Source organism: Azospirillum mesophilum (genome assembly GCF_053470405.2).
This window is the reverse complement of record NZ_JBPXMQ020000041.1, coordinates 35,526-55,676: the sequence shown is the minus strand read 5'-3', so window position 1 is coordinate 55,676 and position 20,151 is coordinate 35,526. Positions and strand designations below refer to the sequence as shown.

Sequence of the window (20,151 nt, the reverse complement as noted above, 5' to 3'; positions counted from 1 at the left end):
ATCGCTCCGACTCTCCGGCTCGGTCCCTGCCGATAGCCTTGTGAATCAACTGACGACTCGCGTCACCCGAAATTCATCCACCTTCTCTGAATCGCCCTGACGCCAATGGCGCATTCGCTCAGCGCACCACATTGCGGACGATGTCCGCGATGGTGCCGTGCACGGCGTCGAGAATCAGCATGTCGACGCCGGCCAGGATGCATTCCCAGCCGTTCATGCAGACCGGAACGCGCTGACGCAGTTCGATGGGCGCCATCTTCTTTGCGATGCCCGGCGGCAGGGGTTTCCCGCGCGCGAGGTTCTTCGCGACGCCGGGCGGCAGAGCGGACGCGCCGACTGGGTTGGAGGCAAAATAGTCGCGGATGACCGTCACGTCGGTGCGCGAAACGACAACCGCCCCGCCCGGTCCTCCGCCCTGCTGGCCACCGTGTTGCCCACTCTTCCCGGGACCCTGGCCCTTTCCATGACCGGCACCGGGATCGGCATCATCCGTCCAGGCGGGGCCTTGCCCGTGCCCCTTCCCGTGACCGCCGCCGTTCCCATGGCCTCCGCCGGCCCAATCCGGCTTCTCGGCCAGCGCCGGAGATGCCACAGCGAGCACCGCCACCAGCGCCAGCGCGGCGCGCCCGATCCGATGCTCGATCCGATGTTTGTGCGTCATCGGTCCTTTTCTCCCGTTAGGGCCGCTCCGTTCACAGCCCCGCCCACGCTAAAATTCTCCGGGCTCTCCCGGCTATACCCCAATCGAAATAGCCGTCGGGGCTGAAGGGCGCGTGTTGCAACGAAGGGATAAAAGGCCAAACCGTCAGCCACCCACCAGCACCGGCAACGTCCAGGGAGCCAGCGCGATTTCCACCGGCAGCCGCGCGATCACGTCGCCGTCGCCCTGCACCGCATCCCCGACCGGGCCTTCGATGACGACGCGCTCCGCCGGCACGATTCGGTAGTCCGGAAAGCGCGGCAGGCGCCCCGCCGTGACGCCCCAGATGTAGCGCACCGCGTTCCACCGGCCCGCCCCTGGGAAAAGGCAGACGTGCAGCCGCCGGTCGGCCAGCCGGGCCTCCGGTGCGCAGACGAATCGCCCGGCGTAGAAATGCCCCTTGGCGACGATCACCGAGGCGACCTCCACCGTCTCCCCATCCACCGTCACGCGGTAGCGCGCGTCCCGATAGCCCGCGAGCTGGGTCAGCGTTTCCGCCACATAGGCGCCCTTGCCGATCAGGCGCTTCAGCCGCGTGTCCACCCGCTCCACCACACGCGCGTCGAGACCCGCGCCGGCCATCATCGCGAAGCAGCGCCCGTTCGCCACGCCGAGATGGACCGGCAGCGCGGCCCCCGTGACCAGCACACCCGCGATGCTTTCCGGGTCGAGCGGAAGGCCCAACTCATGCGCCAGCACGTTGGCCGTGCCCAGCGGCACGATGCCGAGCGGCACGGGCGGTGCCCCACCGGTCCGGGTGCCGAGCCCGTTCACCACCTCGTTGATGGTCCCGTCGCCGCCGGCCGCTATCACCGCATCGACCGCACCGTCGACGACCGCGCGGGCGATGGATTCAGCGTCGCCCCGGCCGGTCGTCGCGCGGACGGTCACCTCAGTCCCGAAGCGCTGCTCCAGCACCTCCAGCACCGTGCGCAACCGCCGGGCCCGGCGCGCGCCGGCCACCGGGTTGTGGATCACCAGGAACCGCCGACGCGGGATCGCCGTCGGGTCGGTGTGGCCGAAGGGCTCGACGGGAATAGCCTGCAACAGTCATCCCTTTCCCTGAACGTCACGCTCATTGTTACGCCGACATGACAGATGTTATGCAGAAAACTTTCCGTATTATTTCAGCGACAAGAAGACTTACCAAAATCACCGCAACACACCACATGCGCCGCTCACAAAGCATTGTCAACACCAACAGCCATGGATATACGGACAACAGCTTGACTATCTCTTGTCTCAACGGCGATGGAGCGGGGCATGAGCGCCTCATCCGAGGTGAAGCGGTACCGCAGCATCTGGATCTCCGACGTTCACCTGGGAACCCGCGGGTGCAAGGCGGAGTTCCTGCTGGATTTCCTGAGGCACAACGAGTCCGAGCACTTGTACCTCGTCGGCGACATCGTCGACGGCTGGCGCCTGAAGAAGACCTGGTACTGGCCGCAAGCGCACAACGACGTGGTGCAGAAGATCCTGCGACGGGCGCGCAAGGGCGTGCAGGTCCACTACATCCCCGGCAACCATGACGAGGCCGCCCGCGACTACATCGGCCTGCAGTTCGGCGGGGTGAACGTCGTGGACGAACACATCCACGTCACCGCCGACGGCCGGCGCTTCCTGGTCACCCACGGCGACCGCTTCGACGTGGTGGTGAAATACGCCAAGTGGCTGGCCTTCGTGGGCGACAACGCCTATGTGGCGCTGCTCCACGCCAACACGCTGTTCAACTGGGTCCGGCGCAAGCTCGGCTTTGATTACTGGTCGCTGTCCGCCTTCCTGAAGCACAAGGCGAAGACAGCCGTCGACTTCATCGGCAGCTACGAGACCGCGCTGGGCGACGAGGCCCGGCGGCGGCGGGTGGACGGCATCATCTGCGGACACATCCACACCGCCGAGATGCGCGAACTGGAAGGGGTCCTCTATTGCAACGACGGCGACTGGGTCGAATCCTGCACCGCGTTGGTCGAGCACGCCTGCGGCCGGCTGGAAATCATCAACTGGGCGGAGGAAATCCGGCAGCGCTCGACGTTGCGCCTGACAGACAAAACGACGGCGAAGGCGGCGGCGTGAATATCCTGATCGTTTCCGACGCCTGGTTCCCGCAGATCAACGGCGTCGTCCGCACCATCAGCACCGTCCGTGCGGAGCTGGAGGCCATGGGTCACACGGTGGAGGTCATCGGCCCCGACCGCTTCCCCACCGTTCCCATGCCCACCTACCCCGAAATCCGGCTGGCGCTGGGGGCCGGGCGGCGCCTGTGGGCGATGATCGACGCCCTGCATCCCGACTGCATCCACATCGCGACGGAAGGGCCGCTGGGCTTCGCCGCCCGGCGCTACTGCCTGAAGCGCGGAAAGCCCTTCACCACCGCCTATCACACCCGCTTCCCCGAATATGTGCGCGACCGTGCGCCGGTGCCTCTGGCGCTCAGCTACGCGGTGGTGCGCCGCTTCCACAAGCCTTCCTCGGCGGTGATGGTCGCCACCCAGTCCATCGAGAACGACTTGACGGCGCGCGGCTTCACCAACATCAGGCGCTGGACGCGCGGCGTGGACACGGAGTTGTTCCGCCCCCGCGAGAAGGGTTTCCTGCGGCTGCCCCGCCCGATCTCCCTGTATGTCGGCCGCGTGGCGGTGGAGAAGAACCTGGAGGATTTCCTGAAGCTCGACCTGCCGGGCACCAAGGTCGTGGTCGGCGACGGCCCCGCCCGCGCCGAGCTTCAGCAGAAATACCCGAACGTCCATTGGGCCGGCGCCAAGCAGGGGGAGGAACTGGCCCAGCACTACGCCGCCGCCGACGTCTTCGTCTTCCCCTCGCGCACCGACACCTTCGGGCTGGTGCTTCTGGAAGCGCTGGCGTCCGGCGTACCGGTGGCCGCCTACCCGGTGCCCGGCCCGCTGGACGTGGTGAACGGCTCCGGCACCGGCTGCCTGGACGATGACCTGAAGCGCGCCGTCGAAAGCGCCCTGACCATTCTGCCAGACCGCTGCCGCGACTACGCCCTCACCCACTCCTGGCGCCGCTCGGCAGAACAGTTCCTCTCCAACCTGCGGCCGTTCGGTTGAGCGACGCTCACGCAAAGCCTTACCTCTGCCACAACCGCCCGTGCTAAAGTGGTGGGAACCGCGGCCGGGCGACCGGCCGCGTTGGTTTTGTTGGATGGCGGTTTTGTTGGATGGCGTTTCGACCCGAATGTTGCAGTCCCTCTACCGCGGCCTGACGTCCCTCGCCGGGCCGGCGGTGCGTCTCTACCTCGACCGACGCCGCGCCGCCGGCAAGGAAGACTCCGCCCGTCAGGCGGAGCGCTTCGGCATGGCCTCGCGCCCGCGCCCGGCCGGCCGGCTGGCCTGGATCCACGCGGCCAGCGTGGGGGAGGCGAACTCCGTCCTGGTGCTGGTGTCCCGGCTGCTGGAGGAAGCGCCGGACCTGACCGTGCTGATGACCACGGGCACCGTGACCTCGGCGGAGCTGATGGGCCGTCGCCTGCCGGAGCGCGCCATCCATCAATATGTGCCGGTGGACCTGCCGGGGGCGGTGAACCGCTTCCTCGACCACTGGCGCCCCGACCTCGTGCTGTGGACGGAATCGGAGATCTGGCCAAACCTGCTGGCCGCCGTCCGCGCGCGCGGCATCCCCGCCGCACTGGTCAACGCCCGCATGTCGGAACGGTCCTTCGCGCGCTGGCGCTATGCCTCCGGCCTGATCGAGCCGCTGCTGTCCACCTTCCAGGTCACGCTGGCCCAGACGGAGGGCGACGCCGACCGGCTGCGCCGGCTGGGTGCGCGCGGGGTCGCCAGCGTCGGCAACCTGAAATTCTCCGCCGAGCCGCCGCCGGCCCGCCCCGACCAGATCGCCGGACTGCACGCCGCCTGCGGCGACCGGCCGCGCTGGCTGTACGCCAGCACCCACCCCGGCGAGGACGAGATCGCGGCGGCCGTGCACGAGGCCTTGGCCCCGCGCCTGCCGGGCCTGCTGACCATCGTCGCCCCCCGCCACGCCCATCGGGGCGAGGCCATCGCCGCGCTGATGCGCGGGCGCGGCCTGACGGCCACCCGCCGCAGCGACGGCGACCAGCCCGGCCCTGACGATTCCATCCACGTCGCCGACACGATGGGGGAGCTTGGGCTGTTCTACCGCCTGTCGCCCGTCGTCTGCATGGGCGGCTCCTTCGTGCCACACGGCGGGCAGAACCCGGTGGAGCCGGCGCAGCTCGGCTGCGCGGTGCTGTACGGCCCGCACATGTGGAACTTCGACGAGATCACCCACCAGTTGGAGGACGCCGGCGGCGCCCTGCGCCTGACGGACGCCGCCGCGCTGGCCGAGACCGTCGGCCGCCTGCTGACCGACGCCGAGGCGCGCGCCCGCGTGGTCGCCGGGGCGGCCCGCGTCACCGACACCAACCGGCGCATCGTCGACCGCGCGCTGGAGGTTCTGTCCCCCGTGCTCGGCGCCGGCGGGGTCCGGCCCGCCGCATGAAGACGCCGGCCTTCTGGTACCGACCCGCCGGCCCGGCGGCCTGGGCGCTGAGCCCCCTCGGCGCGCTCTACGGCCTCGCCGGCCGGTTGCGCATGGCGCGCACCACCCCGGAACGGGCCGGCGCGCCGGTGCTTTGCGTCGGCAACCTCGTGGCCGGCGGGGCGGGCAAGACGCCGGTCTGCATCGCGCTGGCCGAGGCGTTGCGGGCGCGCGGCGTCGAGCCCGCCTTTCTGACGCGCGGCCACGGCGGGCGGGAACGCGGCCCCCTGCCGGTCGATCCGGACCGGCACGACTCCGCCGCCGTCGGCGACGAGGCGCTTCTGCTCGCCGCGCACGGCCCCTGCTTTGTGGCGCGCGACCGCGCCGCCGGGGCGCGGGCGGCGGTGGCGGCCGGGGCGCAGGCCCTGGTCATGGACGACGGCTTCCAGAACCCCGGCCTCGCGAAGGACCTGTCGCTCATCGTCGTGGATGGCGCCGCCGGCTTCGGCAACGGGCGCCTGATCCCCGCCGGCCCCCTGCGCGAACCGGTGGCACGCGGCTTGGCCCGCGCCGACGCGGTGGTCGTGATGGGCGAGGACCCCGCGGGGGTCGAGCGTCGCGTCGCCGGCGCCCTGCCCGTCCTGCACGCCCGCCTCGACCCCGCCGAGGACGCGAAGTCCCTCGCCGGACAGCCCGTCCTGGCCTTCGCCGGCATCGGCCGTCCGGAGAAGTTCTTCGCCACGCTCGACGCGTTGGGTGCCCGCGTGGTGGAGTGCGTCGGCTTCGCCGACCACCACCCCTACCGGCCGGAGGAGGTCATGGCGATCATCGACCGCGCCGGCATGCTGGGCGCCCAGCCCGTGACCACCGCCAAGGACGCCGTCCGCCTGCCGGAGCCCCTGCGGGCGTTGGTCCGCGTGGTGCCGGTGCGGGCCGTGTGGCGGGATGCCGGGGCGCTCGACCGCCTGCTTGACCGTCTTTTCGATCGCGGAGGGTTCCATGGGTAAGCCGCGCGGCCCCCTGGCGAAATGGTTCATCCGGCGGGTCGGCTACCCGATGGAGGCGGCCTTCGTCCACGGCATCGCCCGCCTGTTCCGCGCCTTGCCGCTCGACGCCGCCTCCGATCTCGGCGGGCGGATCGGCCGCACGGTCGGTCCGCTGCTGCCCAGCACGAAGACGGCTCGCCGCAACCTGGAACGCGCCTTTCCGGAAAAGTCGCGCGCCGAGATCGACGTCATTCTGCTGGGGATGTGGGACAATCTGGGCCGCGTCATCGCCGAATATCCCCACCTGCGGGACATCGTCCGGAACGGCCGCATCGAGGTCGTGGGGACCGAGCACATCGAGCACCTTCGCGAGGACGGCAAGGCCGGCATCCTCGTCTCCGGCCACCTCGCCAACTGGGAGATCTTGGGGATCGCCTCCCGGACGCTGGGGGTCGATCTGGCCGTGGTCTACCGGGCGCCCAACAACCCCTACGTCGACGCCCTGCTGACCGACCTGCGCGGCGCCGGCTCCGACCAGCAAATTCCCAAGGGGGCGGAGGGCGCGCGCAAACTGATCCGTCTCCTTGGCAAGGGCGCCCATGTCGGCCTGCTGATCGACCAGAAGATGAACGACGGCATCCCCGTCCCTTTTTTCGGCCGCGACGCCATGACCGCGCCGGCGGCGGCGCAGCTCGCCCTGCGCTTCGGCATTCCGCTGGTGCCGGCGCTGGGAGAGCGGCTGGGCGGAGCGCGCTTCCGCATCACCGTGCTGCCACCCGTCGAGCCGCCCTCCACCGGCGACCGCAACGCTGATGTGCGTGTTTTGATGGAGCATCTGAACCATCTGTTGGAGCAATGGATCCGGGAACGCCCCGCTGAATGGCTGTGGCTGCACCGGCGCTGGCCCAACTGATCCCGTCAAGAGAGCGATCCCCCACGAAGGCATTCCCGATGTCCCTGCCGTTCGATCCGCACCTCGTGCAGCTTTACCTCGTCGCCGCCACCGTGCTGGTGCTGGCGCCGGGTCCGGATTCGCTGCTGGTCCTGTCGCGCAGCGTCGCCGACGGGCGCAACGCGGGCGTCGTCGCGACGGCGGGCATCACCCTGGGCAACATGGTGCACGCCACGCTGGCCGCCGCCGGCATCTCCGCCCTGATCGCGGCCTCGCCGTCGCTGTTCGACCTGCTGCGCTACGCCGGCGGCGCCTACCTGGGCTGGATCGGCGCGCGGTCGCTGTGGAGCGCTCTTGCCGCCCGTCGGACTCCCGGCGAGGACCGCGAAGCGGCACCCGAGTCGGCCCCCGAACCAGCGCCAACCCGCGTCTTCGCGCAGGCGCTGCTGACCAACCTGCTGAATCCGAAGGTCATCCTCTTCTATCTGGCCTTCGTCCCGCAGTTCGTGGCTCCGGCGCTCGGCCATGTGGCGGTGCAGACCTTCGTGCTGGGCTCCATCTTCGCCGGACTCGGCTGCGTCTATCTGCTGGGAGTCGCGGCGCTCAGCGCCGGTGCCGCCCGCCGAATCCTGTCCAACGCGCGCGTCAAGGCGGCCTTGGACGGCGTGGCGGGCGTGCTGTTCCTGGGATTCGCCCTGCGCCTGCTGCTGACCGACCGCCGCATCGCCTGATAAGGCCTTCAAGGGACCGAAAGGCGTACAGAGTCTGTGGACGAGCGTGGTTTGCGGTGTCATAGTGCCGCCCGCGTTAGACCGGCCAATCCGAAAGGCCGAATGGCCCTCCGATCGCGAGCGACGATGAGCGAGAAGATCTCCCTGATCACCTGGATGGCGAACATCCACATCCGGTTTGTGACTTGGCGCCGGGGCGAAAAGGTCGGCACCGACCGCTTCGGCAACACCTATTACCGCTGCAAGAGCGCCCATCCCGGCGTGAAGGAACGCCGCTGGGTGATCTACGCCGGTGAGCCGGACGCCTCCAAGGTTCCGCCGGAATGGCACGCCTGGCTGCACCACACCACCAAGGCCCCGCTGCCGGAAGGGAACAGCGCGTTCCACAAGCCCTGGCAGAAGGAGCATCTCCCGAACCTGTCGGGCTCGCTCCAGGCCTACCGGCCGCCGGGGCACCAGTACGCCGGCGGGCAGCGCGTGCGCGCGACCGGCGATTACGAACCGTGGACGCCGAACTGAGACGCGGAAGGCGTTCGCTTAGGAAACACTCATGCGCCGCAACGTGATTGAAACCGTGCTCGGCGGGGTTGTCCTCGCCGTAGCCGGCGTTTTTCTCGCCTTCGCCTACACCAGCGCCGACCTGCGCAAGGTGGAGGGCTACGAGATCACCGCCAACTTCTCCAGCATCTCCGGCCTGCAAAGCGGCGCGGACGTGCGCATCAGCGGCGTGAAGGTGGGTTCGGTCACCGCACTGACGCTCGACCCGAAGAGCTATCAGGCGGTCGTGCACATGTCGATCCACCCGGACATCAAGCTGCCCAAGGACACCGCGGCGGTCATCGCCTCGGAAAGCCTGCTGGGCGGCAAGTTCCTCTCGCTGGAACCGGGCGGCGATCCGGATCAGATCAAGCCGAACGGCCGGGTCGAATACACCCAGAGCACGCCGGGCATCGAGCAGTTGCTGGGTCAGGTCATCTTCTCGCTCCAGAACATGAGCAAGAACGGCGGCCAGCAGGGCGGCGAAAACCCGAAGATGTAGCGCTCGCGCGCATCGAAAGGTCGATTGCGGAACGACGATGGAAGGGACCGACAGGTCCCTTTTTTCGTTTTGGACGGCGATTCGTCCGCGCCCTTGCCGAACATGCGCCCGCACCGTACATTCGCTTCATGAGCGAACCGGCAAACCTTTTCGACCAGGAAGACGAAGAGCTTGAGGAACAGGCTCTTGCCGAGGCCGAGGCCGAACTGGCCGCCGGCAAGGGCGTGCCGCACGACCGGGTTCGTTCCTGGCTGAAATCCCTGGCGGCCGGCCGTTACGAACCGCCCCCCGGCGCATGATCAGAATGCGCGGACTCCGATGCGCGTGATCTGGGCACCGTCTGCCCTGGGCGACATCGACCGCATTTACCGCTACGTCGACTCCTTCAACCCTCGAGCCGCGGCGCATCTGGCCGAGCGCCTTTTGGGAACCGGCGACCGCCTGTCGGCTTTCCCCGAACGGGGGCGTCCCATCGGCAACGGGCGCCGCGAACTGGTCGTGGTCTGGCCGTACATCATCCGCTATCGGATCGCGGGCGACGAAGTCCGCATCATGCGTGTTCGCCACGGCTACCGAAAGCCACTGCCGTAAGCGGATTTGCACACCGCGCAACGAACGGCATCCCGTGGGTTGCGCCGGAACCAAACCGCCACGCTGACGTTCCCTCCGCAATTTTCGCAAAACAGGAGCGATGCGATGAGGGCGCGTGTTTTGGCGGTGCTCGGCCTGGGGCTGCTCGTGACGGCGTGCGGCAACTCCATGGAGGAAAAGGCCGGGAGCGGCGCGCTGGGCGGTGCGGCGGCGGGCGCCCTGGTCGGCGGCCCGGTCGGCGCGGTGGTCGGCGGCGCGGCCGGGGCCGGCGCGGGCGCTGCGACCGAGAAGATTGAGGAGAACCGCAACGGCGCGGGCACCGGCGCCTCCGACAGCGTGAAGCTCCGCCGCCCGGACACCCGCACGCAGCAGACCACGACGCGGCAGACCACCACCCGCAACGAGCGCACCGGCCCGACCAAGACCAACACGACCACGACCACGACCAACACGGCCACGACGAACCGCACCACGACCACCAACACCACCCTGCCGCCGGACGACATGCCCCCGGCGGGCACGGCCGGCAGCGCCACCGGCGGCAACGGGCCGACCGGCTCCGGCGCGGGCACCGTCAACCCGAACAACCCCAGCGTCGGCGCCGGCGCCCAGTAGACGGCGCGCCCGCTTCCGGGCTAGAAGGCGTTGGGGATCATCCCCGCGCCGTTCGACACCACGGAAGCATCCGACGTGACGACAAGAACACGCCAGTTCGGCACTGTCCTCTTCGGCGCGGCCCTCGCGGCCGCGCTTTTCTGCGCCCCGGTCCAGCCGGGCGCCGCCCCGGTCCCGGACCAGATGGTGAACCGCTCCGGTGCCAAGCTCCAGGGCCTGGACAAGATCACCGCCCGAACCCAAACCTTCAGCATCGGGGTCGGCGAGACCAAGCTGCTCGGCAGCCTGCGCATCACGCTGCGCGCCTGCAAGGAGAACCCCCCGATCGAACCGCCGGAGGCCGCCGCCTTCCTGGAGGTGGTCGAGAACAAGCCCGGCGAGCAGGCCGAGCCGGTCTTCAGCGGCTGGATGTTCGCCTCCAGCCCCGCCCTCTCCGCCATGGAGCACCCGATCTACGACGTCTGGGTCCTGTCCTGCACGGGTGAGTGATCGCGATAATCACCCTCGCCCGCCTCCGGCGGGAGAGGGAGGGCCCCACCGCGAAGCGGTGGGAGGGTGAGGGCAAGGTTTTCCCGAGAATCCCTGGCCCGCATTCTCTGGACTCTTGGAACAACCTTGCCCTCACCCTTCCCACTGCGTGGGCCCCTTCCCTCTCCCATCGGGGATGGGAGAGGGGACTCGAGGCCGCTATCGCGCACCGTCGTCGCCGCCCAGCAAATCCGCCACCGCCCGCACCTGATCCACATGGCGGAATTCCGCCTGCACCGGCAGGGCGGCGGCGAGGCGGCGGCGGTATTCGTTGCGGGGGATTTCCAGCGCGCCGAACTGGCTCAGATGCTCGGTCACGAACTGGGCGTCCAGCAGCGTGTAGCCGCCGGCCCGCAGCCGCGCCACCAGATGCACCAGCGCCACCTTGCTGGCGTCGGTCACGCGGCTGAACATGCTCTCGCCGAAGAAGGCGCCGCCCAGCGACACGCCGTAGAGCCCGCCGACCAGCCGCCCCTCGGCCCAGCATTCCACGCTGTGGGCGAAGCCGTTCTCGTGCAGTTCGGTGTAGAGCCGCAGGATGTCGGCGTTGATCCAGGTCTTGGGCCGGTCCGGGGTCGGTTCCGCGCAGGCCTCGATCACCGTGCGGAAGGCCGTGTCGAAGCGCAGCTCGAAGGGGCCGCGCCGCACCGCCTTGCGCAGCTTGCGCGGCACGTGGAAGCCTTCCAGCGGCAGGATGCCGCGGCGTTCCGGGTCGAACCAGTAAAGCTCCTCCGAGTCGGCGCTCTCGGCCATCGGAAAGATGCCGGAGGCGTAGGCGCGCAGGAGCAGCGGTGCGGACAGTTCGATCATCACCGTCACTATATCCGCTCGACCCCGGGCGACGGCAACCGCGATAAGGCGCCTCTCCCGAAGTCCCACTTCCGCGCGACAGACGCAGCCCACCATGGTATGCAACGCTGGATCGCGCACTTTGGGGGAAATCACGTGATGCGGAAGGTTCTCTCGGCCATCGCCGTCGCGGCGGTTGCGTTCCTGGCGGCGACCGGCACGTCCTGGGCGCAGCGCAGGGCGGAACCCGGCCATTTCGACTACTACGTCCTGACGCTGTCCTGGGCGCCGACCTACTGCGCCAAGACGAAGGGGGAGACCGACCCCGACCAGTGCGGGACGGAGCGCCGGCACGGCTTCGTCGTCCACGGCCTCTGGCCGCAGAACAGCGACGGCACCTATCCCGCGACCTGCACGCGCGACCGCACGGTGCCCAAGGCGGTGCTGGACCAGACCATGCCCATCATGCCCAGCGTCGGGCTGATCGTGCACGAATGGACCAAGCACGGCACCTGCAGCGGCCTGAACGCCACCGACTATTTCGCCCGCCTCCGCGAGGCCTACGGCAAGGTGAAGATTCCCGACGCCCTGCAGAACCCCGCCGACGGCCTGTCGGTCCCGGCCAATCAGGTGGAGCGCCTGTTCGTCCAGGCCAATCCGGGCCTGGATCCGGAGGGGATCGCCGTCGTCTGTTCCAAGCGCGACGTGGCGGATGTGCGGGTCTGCCTGAACAAGGATCTTGGCTTCGTTCCCTGCGGCGCCAAGATCGTGGACCGCTGCCGGCGCGAGGCGGTGCTGTCGGCTGCGCGCTGACGTCCCCCACTGACGTCCCCCACTGAGGTCCCCCACTGAGGTCCAAGGAACGCCACAGGCCTCCGGCGGTTGAGCCGTTGATCGGGTTTGCCGATCACGACCGGTTCGATGGAGGCCAAGATGGCAACGCAGGACGCACGGCATGCCCGCGGGATGGAGCGCGGGCAGCGGCCGGGCAGCAGTGACCACAGCAGGGACGAACGCCTCTCGCGCGCGTTGGGCTGGTTCAGCGTCGGGCTTGGGCTGGCGGAGATCGCCGCACCCAACGCCCTGGCGCGGATGATCGGCGTCCCCGACGACGACGCCAACCGCCGCATGCTGCGGGCCTTCGGCCTGCGCGAGATGGCGAACGGCATCGGCATCCTGGCCCAGCCGCAGGAATCCGGCTGGATGTGGGCGCGGGTCGGCGGCGACCTGCTCGACCTCGCCTTCCTCGGCAACAACCTGCGCTCCCACGACGTGCAGCCGACCCGCCTCGCCGCCGCCGCGGCGGCCGTGGCCGGGGTGACCGCGCTCGACGTGCTGTGCGGCCAACGGCTCTCCCAGGAGGGCGGTACGGGCGCCGGCGGCATGGCCCGCCTGTGGGACCGCAACATCCATGTGCGCCAGACCGTGGCGATCAACCGCGCGCCGGAGGAGATCTACGGCTTCTGGCGCGACTTCCGGAACCTGCCGCAGTTCATGAGCCACCTGGAGCGGGTGGACGTGTCCGGCGACCGCCGCTCCCACTGGGTCGCCAACGCCCCGGCCGGCAGTTCGGTCGAATGGGACGCCGAGGTCACCGAGGACCGTCCCAACGAGCGGCTCGCCTGGCGCTCCCTGGAAGGCGCCGACGTGGACAACAGCGGCGAGGTGCGGTTCGAACGCGCGCCGGGCGGGCGCGGCACCATCGTCCGGGTCGAGATGAACTACACCCCGCCCGGCGGCATGCTGGGCGCCATGGCTGCCAAGCTGTTCGGCGAGGAGCCGCAGATGCAGGTGCGCGACGACCTGCGCCGCCTGAAGCAGGTGCTGGAGACCGGCGAGGTCACGCTGGCCGAAGGCTCCATGGCGCTGACGCACCCCGGCCAGCCCTGGCCGGCGGACACCCCCGGCTCAAACCGCTGATACGCAAGGACCGACCATGAAAGCGAATTGCTGGCACGGCAAGAAGGACATGCGGGTTGAGCAGGTGCCGGACCCCAAGATCCTCAACGCGCACGACTGCATCGTCCGCATCACGAGCACGGCGATCTGCGGATCCGACCTGCACCTCTACAACGGCTTCAACCCGGCCATGCAGCCCGGCGACATCGTCGGGCACGAGTTCATGGGCGAAGTCGTGGAGGTCGGCAAGGGCGTGCAGAAGCTGAAGGTCGGCGACCGTGTCGCCGTGCCCTTCCCCATCTCCTGCGGAAGCTGCCTGTCCTGCCAACGCAACCTGTTTTCCGTCTGCGAGAACTCCAACCCCAACGCCGGCATGGCGGAGGAGCTGTGGGGCCACTCGCCCGCCGGCCTGTTCGGCTACTCGCATCTGCTCGGCGGCTACCCCGGCGGTCAGGCGGAATACGCGCGCGTGCCCTACGCCGACGTCGGCCCGATGAAGGTGCCCGACGGCATGGAGGACGAGCAGGTGCTGTTCCTGACCGACATCCTGCCGACCGGCTACATGGCGGCGGAGCAGTGCAACATCCAGCCGGGCGACACCGTCGCGGTGTGGGGCTGCGGCCCGGTCGGGCAGTTCGCCATCGTCAGCGCCTTCCTGCTGGGGGCGGAGCGCGTCATCGCCATCGACCGCTTCCCCTACCGCCTGCGCATGGCCAAGGAAAAGGCCAAGGCGGAAACGCTGAACTACGCAGAGGCCGACGTCCACCACGCGCTGATGGAAATGACCGGCGGGCGCGGCCCCGACCACGTCATCGACGCCACGGGCATGGAATCGCACGGATTCGGCGTCGCCGGGGCCTATGACCGGGCGAAGCAGGCGATGATGCTGGAAACCGACCGCACCGTGGCTCTGCGGCAGGCGATCATGGCCGTCGCCAACGGCGGCACCGTTTCGGTTCCGGCCGTCTACAGCGGCTTCGTGGACAAGTTCCCGCTGGGATCGGTGATGAACCGTTCGCTGACCATCAAGACCGGCCAGACCCACGTCCAACGCTACATGCGCCCGCTGCTGGAGCGCATCCAGAAGGGCGAGATCGACCCGACCTTCATCATCACCCACCGCATGAAACTCGACGACACGCCGACCGGCTACGCCATCTTCAACGACAAGCAGGACGAGTGCATGAAGGTGGTGCTGAAGCCGTAATTCACAAGAAAATGTAGGTTGGGTTGAGCGCACGCGAAACCCAACAGGCCGCGCGACGCAACTCTGTTGGGTTTCGGCTGCGCCTCAACCCAACCTACGCATTCCCTCACTTCTTCGACATCAGCTGCTCAAGCCAGTGGATGTCGTAGTTGCCGTCGATGAAGTCCTGCTGCGCGATGATGCGCTGGTGCAGCGGCAGCGTCGTGTCCACGCCGCCGATCACATACTCCTCGATCGACCGGCGCAGGCGCATCAGGCACTCGTTGCGGGTCGTGCCGTGGACGACCAGCTTGGCGATCAGGCTGTCGTAGTGCGGCGGAATGCGGTAGCCGTCGTACAGCGCGGAATCGACGCGCACGCCCAGGCCGCCCGGCGCGTGATAGCCATCGATCTTGCCCGGCGAGGGCAGGAAGGTGTCCGGATTCTCCGCGTTCACGCGGCACTCGATGGAGTGGCCCTGGAAGCGGATGTCGTCCTGCCCGTAGCCGAGCGGGGCGCCCGTCGCCACGCGGATCTGCTCGCGCACCAGATCGATGCCGGTGATCATCTCGGTGATCGTGTGCTCGACCTGAAGGCGGGTGTTCATCTCGATGAAGTAGAACTGCCCGTCCTCGAACAGGAACTCCATCGTTCCGACGCCGCGATAGCCAATGGCCGCCGTGGTCTTGGCCGCGAGGTTGCCGATGAAGGCGCGCTGCTCGGCGTTCAGGGCCGGCGACGGGGCTTCCTCGATCACCTTCTGGTGGCGGCGCTGCACGGAGCAGTCGCGCTCGCCGAAATGCACGCAGTTGCCGTGCTCGTCGCCGAGGAGCTGGATCTCGATGTGCCGGGGCTTGCCCAGGTACTTCTCGATATAGACCTCGTCGTTGCCGAAGGCGGCGCGCGCCTCGCCGCGGGCGAGCTGGTAGGCTTCCTTCAGCTGGTCCGGGTTGCGGGCCACCTTCATGCCCTTGCCGCCGCCGCCGGCCGCCGCCTTGATGAGGATCGGGTAGCCGATCTCGCGGCCGACCTTCTCCGCCTCTTCCAGCGTCGGGACCGGGCCGTCGGAACCGGGAACGACCGGCAGGCCCTGCTCCATCACCGTCTTCTTGGCGGTGACCTTGTCGCCCATGATGCGGATGTGGTCCGCCGTCGGGCCGATGAAGGTGAAGCCGTGCTCCTCCACCATCTCCGCGAACTGGGCGTTCTCGGCCAGGAAGCCGATGCCGGGGTGGATGGCGTCCGCCCCGGTGATCGCCGCGGCCGACAGGATGGCCGGAATGTTCAGGTAGCTTTCGCGCGCGGACGCGGGGCCGATGCACACGCTTTCGTCCGCAAGGCGGACGTGCATGGCGTCGGCGTCGGCGGTGGAATGCACCGCCACGGTCTGGATGCCCATCTCGCGGCAGGCGCGGTGGATGCGCAGCGCGATCTCACCACGGTTCGCGATCAGGACCTTCTCGAACATCGCCAAGGGATGGTCCCCGCTCACTCGATGATCATCAGGACTTCGCCGAACTCCACCGGCTGGCTGTCGGAGATCAGGACCTCCGTCACCGTGCCGCCCCGCGGGGCCTTGATGGGGTTCATGACCTTCATCGCCTCGATGATGAGGACGGTCTGGCCGGCCTTCACCGTGTCGCCGACGCGCACGAAGGGGGGCGCGCCGGGCTCGGGTGCGGCGTAGGCGGTGCCGACCATCGGCGAGGTGACGGCGCCCGGATGGCTGACGGGCTTGCCCGCAGCGGGGGCGGCGGCCGGAGCCGGGGCCGGAGCGGCGGCGACCGGAGCGTGCACGACGGCCTGAGCGGCGGTCGGGCGGGTGACGCGGATCCGCTTCTCGCCCTCGGCAAACTCGATCTCGCTCAAGCCCGTCTCACGCAGGAGGTCCGCCAGCTTGCGGACCAGATCGCCGTCGATGTCGAAGCTTGCCATGGTGTTCGTGGTTCCCGTGTTCCTTAGTCGCGTTCGAGGATATTCGCCATGGCGTCCAGCGCCAGCAGATACCCGTGCGGACCGAAGCCGCAGATCATCCCCTTGGCCACCGCCGAAATGTGCGAGTGGTGGCGGATGGCCTCACGCTTGTAGATGTTGGAGAGATGCACCTCGACGATCGGCAGCTCGGACAGGATCAGCGCGTCCATGATGGCGACGGAGGTGTGGCTGTAGGCCCCGGCGTTGATGACGATGCCGTCATGCTCCGTGCGGGCCTGCTGGATCCAGGAAACGAGTTCGCCCTCGTGGTTCGACTGCCGGAAATCGACGACCAGCCCGAGCTGCTCGGCGCGCTCCTGGCAGGACGCTTCCAGATCGTCAAGCGTCATCGAGCCGTAAATGTGCGGTTCGCGCACACCCAGCATGTTCAGGTTCGGTCCGTTGAGGACCAGAACGGACGCGTCGATGGCCACGGGCCACGCCCCTTTTCCAAGATCGAGACCGCGCGTTTATAGCACTTTGCGTCGCACAGGCAATGCCGATGGGCCGTCGGTCCGACCATTTGCGGCCTTTGTCCTCATCGGCGGCTTTTTCCGTACGGATTGGGCGTCAGGGCGCCGCGGCGTATCCGTCCGCGAGGTGGCGCCTGACGATCGCGTCGAAGGCTCCGGAATCCTTGATTTTTTTCAGTCCGGAATTGAAGGCGGCCAGCACGGCAGGCGCTTCCGGGTTGCCGCGGGAGACGATCAGATGCTGCCCGGCGCGGGCGTAGGGTTGCGCGGAGATGCGGATGTCCTTGTCCGCCATGGTCCTGGACACCGCGGCCTGCCCTGTGAATTCGTCGATGATGAAGGCGTCGGCGCGGCCCGAGGCGACCATCCGCACGCAGGCCGGCAGGTCGGCCGGGCTTTCGCGGATCAGTTCACCCGTGGCGAACAGCGCGGTCAGTTCCGGCGGCAGCGCATAGCCGACCGGCGCGCAGATCGACCGCCCCTTGAAATCCTCCGGCCTGCGGAACTCCATCGGGCTGCGGGTGGACAGGTAGACGAATTGCCGCACCTCCATGAGCGGATCGGAGTAGAGCACCTCCCCCTCCCGCTCCGGCGAGCGCACGTAGGGGAAGCTGCCCAGATACTTGCCCGTCACGACCCCGTCATAGCCGCGCTTCCACGGCATGAAGCGCACGTCGTAGCTGAGCCCCACCGCCTTGAAGGCCTGCTGCACCACCTCGGTCAGCATGCCGCCCTGCGGCAACTCCTCTCCGGTGAAGGGGGCGAAGTCGTTGCCCGTGACAAGATCCAGGGTGGAGTCGAGCGCCGCCGCGCGGCCGTTTCCGGCCGTCGCCAAAAGCACCATCACCGCCAGAATCGCCCGCCTGACGATCGTCACCCCGGAGTCCCTTCCCCCTTCGCCGCCCCCACGGCCTCTCAAGCGACGTGTAGCTGGACAACCCCGGCCTGTAAAGCCGTTTCGACTGCACGCTCATACGCTTATATGCGTTGCGTCATCAACGGCTTACTGGGCGGTGGCGGGGGCCTTTCCCGCCGCTTTGGCGCGCTTGCCGGCGGGGTCGGTGAACAGGTCGTTGATGCGCTGGACATGCTCCGCCACCGCCTCGCGGATCGCGAAGATGCGCTTCTCGGCGCGGGCGTTCCAGCCGACCGGGTGCTTGCGGAAGAGCGAGCGGAAGAAGCGCGTGTTGCGCAGGAAGCCGTCCCGCAGGTTCAGGTCCACGTCGCCGAACCGCTCCGGCAGGGTCCGGGCGACGCGGCGGGCGGCGAAGGCGCGCAGCCAGAAGTGCCCGGCGGCGAACAGCCCGCCGGCCACCGCCGCCGCGACCACGGCGCGCACCGGCAAGCCGCCGGCCCAGCCCGGCCGCGCCTCGCCCAGCCAGTCGAGGAAGGCCGGGATGGTCCCCGCCCCGCCCAGGCTGGCGATGCCGCCGAACAGGCCGGCCAGCAGCACGAGCCACAGCGCGTCCCCGGCCAGCACCAGCCGGCGCCAGCGCTTGATGGCCGACTCCAGCAGCGGCACGATCTCGCCGCGCAGTTCCTTCACCAGACTGTCGATCATGCCGACGATGCGGTAGGCGCGGGCGACCTCCACCTCGTTGATGCGGACCTGCAGTTCCGCCAGATCGGCGTCGCGCCGCGCCTCGTAGCGGGTGCGCACCGCCTCGTCCTCGATGGCGACGGCGGACTTGCCGTCGTAGATGGCGTAGAAACGCCCGGACACCAGCCCGGCCTGCGCGATGGCCCGCTGCCACGCGCCGAACACGGCCTCCAGATTGTCTTCCTTCGCCGTCGTGTCGATCTGGTTCAGGATGTAGCAGACCTTGCGCGCGTCGGCGCGGTCCACCGTCTTGGACACCAGATGCTTCAGCGTGTCCTGCATGGCGCCCGGCTCCGGGTGCCGGCCGTCGAAGAAGACCAGCACGAGGTCCGACAGCTCGACGATGTGGTCCACCAGGCGCAGGACGGAGCGGCGCTGGTCGTCGGCGTCGAAGCCCGGCGAGTCGATGAAGATCTTGCCGCGCGCCCGCTCCCCGGCCAGCGTCTTCAGCTGCAGGTAGTTGTCGATCCGCTTGCCCTCGCCGGCCGCGACCTTCTCGATCTCGTCGGCGATCCGGTAGAAGGGGAAGCGCGGGTCGGCGTTCAGCGCGGTTCCGGGCAGCGCCTCGCGCCGCGTCTCCGGCCCGTGGCAGATGACCGTGAACTTGTCATCCACCGCCTGGTTGCCGGTGTTCTGCAGCGGCGCGCCCAGATAGCCGTTCAGGAAGGTCGACTTGCCGGCCGAGAAGGTGCCGAGCACCGCGATCATCGGCCACCAGGGGATGCGCGTGGTCAGCGACTCGTGCTTGCCCAGCACGCCCAGCCCGACCAGAAGCCGGTCGAAGTCCCGGAAGGTCGGGATGACCGGCAGAAGGTTCGGGTTCTCCGCGCGGAGGTGCGCGTCCAGAGCCGCGAGGCGCTGCTGGAGGGCTTGCCTGGGGGTCATGACCGGCGGTGTCCCGTGTGCTGTGGAAAGGGGGGTGTTCCTGACGGGGGCACTGTCTAGCACGAGCCCACGCCCCATTGGAGAAGGAATTCTGGGAGAACGTCGGGACGCTTCCGGCGTTGTTCCCGGCATGGCTTCCCCACAAGACCGCGACCCGGATTCGCAGGAGGACCCCGACCTGCTTCGCCTGACGGCGGAGGAGCTGGCCTTCCTGCTCGGCGATCCGGCGGGGCGGGCGCGGCGCGACGAGCGCAACGCCAAATCCAACCGCGCGCGCACCGAACGCCGCCGCAGCGACCCGTCCTACGCCGAGTCCCTGCGCGCCGCCGACCGCGAGCGCCAGCGCCGCCGCCGCGCCAGGGCCTCCATTGGCCGCCCGGAGCCTGCCCCCGCTCCGCCCGCCGCCCTTCCCGCCCTGTCGGCGGAGGACGCCTTGCTGCGCCTGACCGCCTTCCTCGACCGCGAGACCGGACCGCAGGCCGCCCAGCTGCGCCACAAGCCCGACGCGCTCCGCCGCTCCGTCCAGGCCTTCCTGGTCTACCGCGCCCTGTCCGCCGGCGGAGACCGCCCGACGCGCGGCTCCATCGCCGCCGCCTTCCAGGCGCGCTTCGGCGTTTCCCTGACGCCATCCCAAGTCCAAAAACTGCGCGACCGCGTCGAGTCCTTCGCCCAGCCCGGCGGCCCCTGGCACACCGGCCCCTGGCACACCGGCTGACGCCCGATACACCCGGTCACGCAGCGCAGGCGGATTCCGGCGTTCCGGGCCGCAAAACGCGGTTAACGGGCGCTTAATGTTTTCCTTAAC

At 69.0% G+C, this 20,151-nt stretch carries 24 protein-coding genes; 16 read left to right on the top strand and 8 right to left on the bottom strand.

Going from position 1 to position 20,151, the window contains the following annotated elements; genetic code table 11:
- Positions 1 to 118 precede the first annotated feature (118 nt).
- Both ACSVC7_RS26810 and ACSVC7_RS26805 read right to left on the bottom strand, forming a co-directional pair.
- A complete protein-coding gene (locus ACSVC7_RS26810) occupies positions 119 to 661 on the bottom strand; it encodes an anti-virulence regulator CigR family protein (RefSeq protein WP_448207616.1) in 543 nt (180 codons plus the stop codon).
- 144 nt (positions 662 to 805) lie between these two features.
- On the bottom strand, positions 806 to 1,747 hold the full coding sequence (locus tag ACSVC7_RS26805; protein WP_483508864.1) for a diacylglycerol/lipid kinase family protein: 942 nt from the start codon (positions 1,745 to 1,747) through the stop codon (positions 806 to 808).
- 216 nt (positions 1,748 to 1,963) lie between these two features.
- Between ACSVC7_RS26805 and ACSVC7_RS26800 the strand changes: the two genes are divergently transcribed.
- The 12 genes from ACSVC7_RS26800 (at position 1,964) to ACSVC7_RS26745 (ending at position 10,501) form a co-directional block, all read left to right on the top strand.
- Positions 1,964 to 2,773, top strand: a complete 810-nt coding sequence (locus tag ACSVC7_RS26800; protein ID WP_448207618.1) for a UDP-2,3-diacylglucosamine diphosphatase — start codon at positions 1,964 to 1,966, stop codon at positions 2,771 to 2,773.
- Positions 2,770 to 3,768 (top strand): glycosyltransferase family 4 protein, encoded by a 999-nt coding sequence (locus ACSVC7_RS26795; protein ID WP_448207619.1) that lies wholly within the window; start codon positions 2,770 to 2,772, stop codon positions 3,766 to 3,768. Before ACSVC7_RS26800 ends, ACSVC7_RS26795 begins: the two co-directional genes overlap by 4 nt.
- Before the next feature lie 127 nt (positions 3,769 to 3,895).
- On the top strand, positions 3,896 to 5,179 hold the full coding sequence (locus ACSVC7_RS26790; RefSeq protein ID WP_448207620.1) for a 3-deoxy-D-manno-octulosonic acid transferase: 1,284 nt from the start codon (positions 3,896 to 3,898) through the stop codon (positions 5,177 to 5,179).
- On the top strand, positions 5,176 to 6,165 hold the full coding sequence (gene lpxK, locus ACSVC7_RS26785; protein WP_448207621.1) for a tetraacyldisaccharide 4'-kinase: 990 nt from the start codon (positions 5,176 to 5,178) through the stop codon (positions 6,163 to 6,165). The genes ACSVC7_RS26790 and lpxK overlap by 4 nt, the downstream gene beginning before the upstream one ends.
- Positions 6,158 to 7,057 (top strand): LpxL/LpxP family acyltransferase, encoded by a 900-nt coding sequence (locus ACSVC7_RS26780; RefSeq protein ID WP_448207622.1) that lies wholly within the window; start codon positions 6,158 to 6,160, stop codon positions 7,055 to 7,057. Before lpxK ends, ACSVC7_RS26780 begins: the two co-directional genes overlap by 8 nt.
- Positions 7,058 to 7,095: 38 nt before the next feature.
- The gene (locus tag ACSVC7_RS26775) at positions 7,096 to 7,767 is read left to right on the top strand and encodes a LysE family translocator (protein ID WP_448207623.1); all 672 of its coding nucleotides are present in this window, start codon (positions 7,096 to 7,098) and stop codon (positions 7,765 to 7,767) included.
- Positions 7,768 to 7,893: 126 nt separating this feature from the next.
- Positions 7,894 to 8,286: an NADH:ubiquinone oxidoreductase subunit NDUFA12 gene (locus ACSVC7_RS26770; protein ID WP_448207624.1), complete on the top strand. Its 393-nt coding sequence runs from the start codon at positions 7,894 to 7,896 to the stop codon at positions 8,284 to 8,286.
- A 31-nt stretch (positions 8,287 to 8,317) separates the two neighbouring features.
- On the top strand, positions 8,318 to 8,806 hold the full coding sequence (mlaD, locus tag ACSVC7_RS26765; protein WP_448207625.1) for an outer membrane lipid asymmetry maintenance protein MlaD: 489 nt from the start codon (positions 8,318 to 8,320) through the stop codon (positions 8,804 to 8,806).
- A 128-nt stretch (positions 8,807 to 8,934) separates the two neighbouring features.
- Complete coding sequence (locus tag ACSVC7_RS26760; RefSeq protein WP_448207626.1) at positions 8,935 to 9,105, top strand: hypothetical protein; 171 nt, start codon at positions 8,935 to 8,937, stop codon at positions 9,103 to 9,105.
- A 19-nt stretch (positions 9,106 to 9,124) separates the two neighbouring features.
- The gene (locus ACSVC7_RS26755) at positions 9,125 to 9,397 is read left to right on the top strand and encodes a type II toxin-antitoxin system RelE/ParE family toxin (RefSeq protein WP_448207627.1); all 273 of its coding nucleotides are present in this window, start codon (positions 9,125 to 9,127) and stop codon (positions 9,395 to 9,397) included.
- 105 nt (positions 9,398 to 9,502) lie between these two features.
- Positions 9,503 to 10,012 carry a hypothetical protein gene (locus ACSVC7_RS26750; RefSeq protein WP_448207628.1) on the top strand — a complete coding sequence of 170 codons (510 nt, stop codon included), beginning with the start codon at positions 9,503 to 9,505 and terminating at the stop codon, positions 10,010 to 10,012.
- Positions 10,013 to 10,087: 75 nt separating this feature from the next.
- Positions 10,088 to 10,501, top strand: coding sequence for a DUF2155 domain-containing protein (locus ACSVC7_RS26745; protein WP_448207629.1), 414 nt, complete (start codon positions 10,088 to 10,090; stop codon positions 10,499 to 10,501).
- 198 nt (positions 10,502 to 10,699) lie between these two features.
- On the opposite strand, the gene aat is transcribed toward ACSVC7_RS26745, so the two are convergent.
- Positions 10,700 to 11,350 carry a leucyl/phenylalanyl-tRNA--protein transferase gene (gene aat / locus ACSVC7_RS26740; RefSeq protein ID WP_448207630.1) on the bottom strand — a complete coding sequence of 217 codons (651 nt, stop codon included), beginning with the start codon at positions 11,348 to 11,350 and terminating at the stop codon, positions 10,700 to 10,702.
- 138 nt (positions 11,351 to 11,488) lie between these two features.
- Between aat and ACSVC7_RS26735 the strand changes: the two genes are divergently transcribed.
- From ACSVC7_RS26735 to ACSVC7_RS26725, 3 genes are all read left to right on the top strand, one after another.
- Positions 11,489 to 12,142, top strand: coding sequence for a ribonuclease T2 family protein (locus ACSVC7_RS26735; RefSeq protein WP_448207631.1), 654 nt, complete (start codon positions 11,489 to 11,491; stop codon positions 12,140 to 12,142).
- 120 nt (positions 12,143 to 12,262) lie between these two features.
- Positions 12,263 to 13,249 carry an SRPBCC family protein gene (locus ACSVC7_RS26730; protein WP_448207632.1) on the top strand — a complete coding sequence of 329 codons (987 nt, stop codon included), beginning with the start codon at positions 12,263 to 12,265 and terminating at the stop codon, positions 13,247 to 13,249.
- A gap of 16 nt (positions 13,250 to 13,265) precedes the next feature.
- Positions 13,266 to 14,435 (top strand): zinc-dependent alcohol dehydrogenase, encoded by a 1,170-nt coding sequence (locus ACSVC7_RS26725; protein WP_448207633.1) that lies wholly within the window; start codon positions 13,266 to 13,268, stop codon positions 14,433 to 14,435.
- 106 nt (positions 14,436 to 14,541) lie between these two features.
- Here ACSVC7_RS26725 and accC read toward each other — a convergent pair whose 3' ends face one another.
- The 5 genes from accC to ACSVC7_RS26700 all read right to left on the bottom strand — a co-directional run bounded on the left by accC (position 14,542) and on the right by ACSVC7_RS26700 (position 19,346).
- Entirely contained in the window at positions 14,542 to 15,882 is a 1,341-nt protein-coding gene (gene accC / locus ACSVC7_RS26720) for an acetyl-CoA carboxylase biotin carboxylase subunit (RefSeq protein WP_448207634.1), read from the bottom strand.
- Positions 15,883 to 15,902: 20 nt separating this feature from the next.
- Positions 15,903 to 16,349 carry an acetyl-CoA carboxylase biotin carboxyl carrier protein gene (gene accB, locus ACSVC7_RS26715; protein ID WP_448207635.1) on the bottom strand — a complete coding sequence of 149 codons (447 nt, stop codon included), beginning with the start codon at positions 16,347 to 16,349 and terminating at the stop codon, positions 15,903 to 15,905.
- A 23-nt stretch (positions 16,350 to 16,372) separates the two neighbouring features.
- Positions 16,373 to 16,822 (bottom strand): type II 3-dehydroquinate dehydratase, encoded by a 450-nt coding sequence (gene aroQ / locus ACSVC7_RS26710; protein WP_448207636.1) that lies wholly within the window; start codon positions 16,820 to 16,822, stop codon positions 16,373 to 16,375.
- A gap of 136 nt (positions 16,823 to 16,958) precedes the next feature.
- Complete coding sequence (locus ACSVC7_RS26705; RefSeq protein ID WP_448207637.1) at positions 16,959 to 17,738, bottom strand: substrate-binding periplasmic protein; 780 nt, start codon at positions 17,736 to 17,738, stop codon at positions 16,959 to 16,961.
- Between the two features lie 126 nt (positions 17,739 to 17,864).
- A complete protein-coding gene (locus tag ACSVC7_RS26700) occupies positions 17,865 to 19,346 on the bottom strand; it encodes a dynamin family protein (RefSeq protein WP_448207638.1) in 1,482 nt (493 codons plus the stop codon).
- 130 nt (positions 19,347 to 19,476) lie between these two features.
- Here ACSVC7_RS26700 and ACSVC7_RS26695 point away from each other — a divergent pair, with 130 nt between their 5' ends.
- On the top strand, positions 19,477 to 20,061 hold the full coding sequence (locus ACSVC7_RS26695) for a hypothetical protein (RefSeq protein ID WP_448207639.1): 585 nt from the start codon (positions 19,477 to 19,479) through the stop codon (positions 20,059 to 20,061).
- Positions 20,062 to 20,151 lie beyond the last annotated feature (90 nt).

Excerpts from the sequence above, each read along its gene's own strand:
- ACSVC7_RS26725 (WP_448207633.1), top strand. The coding sequence starts at position 13,266 with ATGAAAGCGAATTGCTGGCACGGCAAGAAGGACATGCGGGTTGAGCAG.
- mlaD (WP_448207625.1), top strand. The coding sequence starts at position 8,318 with ATGCGCCGCAACGTGATTGAAACCGTGCTCGGCGGGGTTGTCCTCGCC.
- ACSVC7_RS26735 (WP_448207631.1), top strand. The coding sequence starts at position 11,489 with ATGCGGAAGGTTCTCTCGGCCATCGCCGTCGCGGCGGTTGCGTTCCTG.
- lpxK (WP_448207621.1), top strand. The coding sequence starts at position 5,176 with ATGAAGACGCCGGCCTTCTGGTACCGACCCGCCGGCCCGGCGGCCTGG.
- ACSVC7_RS26700 (WP_448207638.1), bottom strand. The coding sequence starts at position 19,346 with ATGACCCCCAGGCAAGCCCTCCAGCAGCGCCTCGCGGCTCTGGACGCG.
- ACSVC7_RS26780 (WP_448207622.1), top strand. The coding sequence starts at position 6,158 with ATGGGTAAGCCGCGCGGCCCCCTGGCGAAATGGTTCATCCGGCGGGTC.
- ACSVC7_RS26760 (WP_448207626.1), top strand. The coding sequence starts at position 8,935 with ATGAGCGAACCGGCAAACCTTTTCGACCAGGAAGACGAAGAGCTTGAG.
- ACSVC7_RS26810 (WP_448207616.1), bottom strand. The coding sequence starts at position 661 with ATGACGCACAAACATCGGATCGAGCATCGGATCGGGCGCGCCGCGCTG.
- ACSVC7_RS26755 (WP_448207627.1), top strand. The coding sequence starts at position 9,125 with ATGCGCGTGATCTGGGCACCGTCTGCCCTGGGCGACATCGACCGCATT.
- aat (WP_448207630.1), bottom strand. The coding sequence starts at position 11,350 with ATGATCGAACTGTCCGCACCGCTGCTCCTGCGCGCCTACGCCTCCGGC.
- accB (WP_448207635.1), bottom strand. The coding sequence starts at position 16,349 with ATGGCAAGCTTCGACATCGACGGCGATCTGGTCCGCAAGCTGGCGGAC.
- ACSVC7_RS26775 (WP_448207623.1), top strand. The coding sequence starts at position 7,096 with ATGTCCCTGCCGTTCGATCCGCACCTCGTGCAGCTTTACCTCGTCGCC.
- ACSVC7_RS26750 (WP_448207628.1), top strand. The coding sequence starts at position 9,503 with ATGAGGGCGCGTGTTTTGGCGGTGCTCGGCCTGGGGCTGCTCGTGACG.
- ACSVC7_RS26695 (WP_448207639.1), top strand. The coding sequence starts at position 19,477 with ATGGCTTCCCCACAAGACCGCGACCCGGATTCGCAGGAGGACCCCGAC.
- ACSVC7_RS26800 (WP_448207618.1), top strand. The coding sequence starts at position 1,964 with ATGAGCGCCTCATCCGAGGTGAAGCGGTACCGCAGCATCTGGATCTCC.
- accC (WP_448207634.1), bottom strand. The coding sequence starts at position 15,882 with ATGTTCGAGAAGGTCCTGATCGCGAACCGTGGTGAGATCGCGCTGCGC.
- ACSVC7_RS26730 (WP_448207632.1), top strand. The coding sequence starts at position 12,263 with ATGGCAACGCAGGACGCACGGCATGCCCGCGGGATGGAGCGCGGGCAG.
- ACSVC7_RS26790 (WP_448207620.1), top strand. The coding sequence starts at position 3,896 with ATGTTGCAGTCCCTCTACCGCGGCCTGACGTCCCTCGCCGGGCCGGCG.
- ACSVC7_RS26770 (WP_448207624.1), top strand. The coding sequence starts at position 7,894 with ATGAGCGAGAAGATCTCCCTGATCACCTGGATGGCGAACATCCACATC.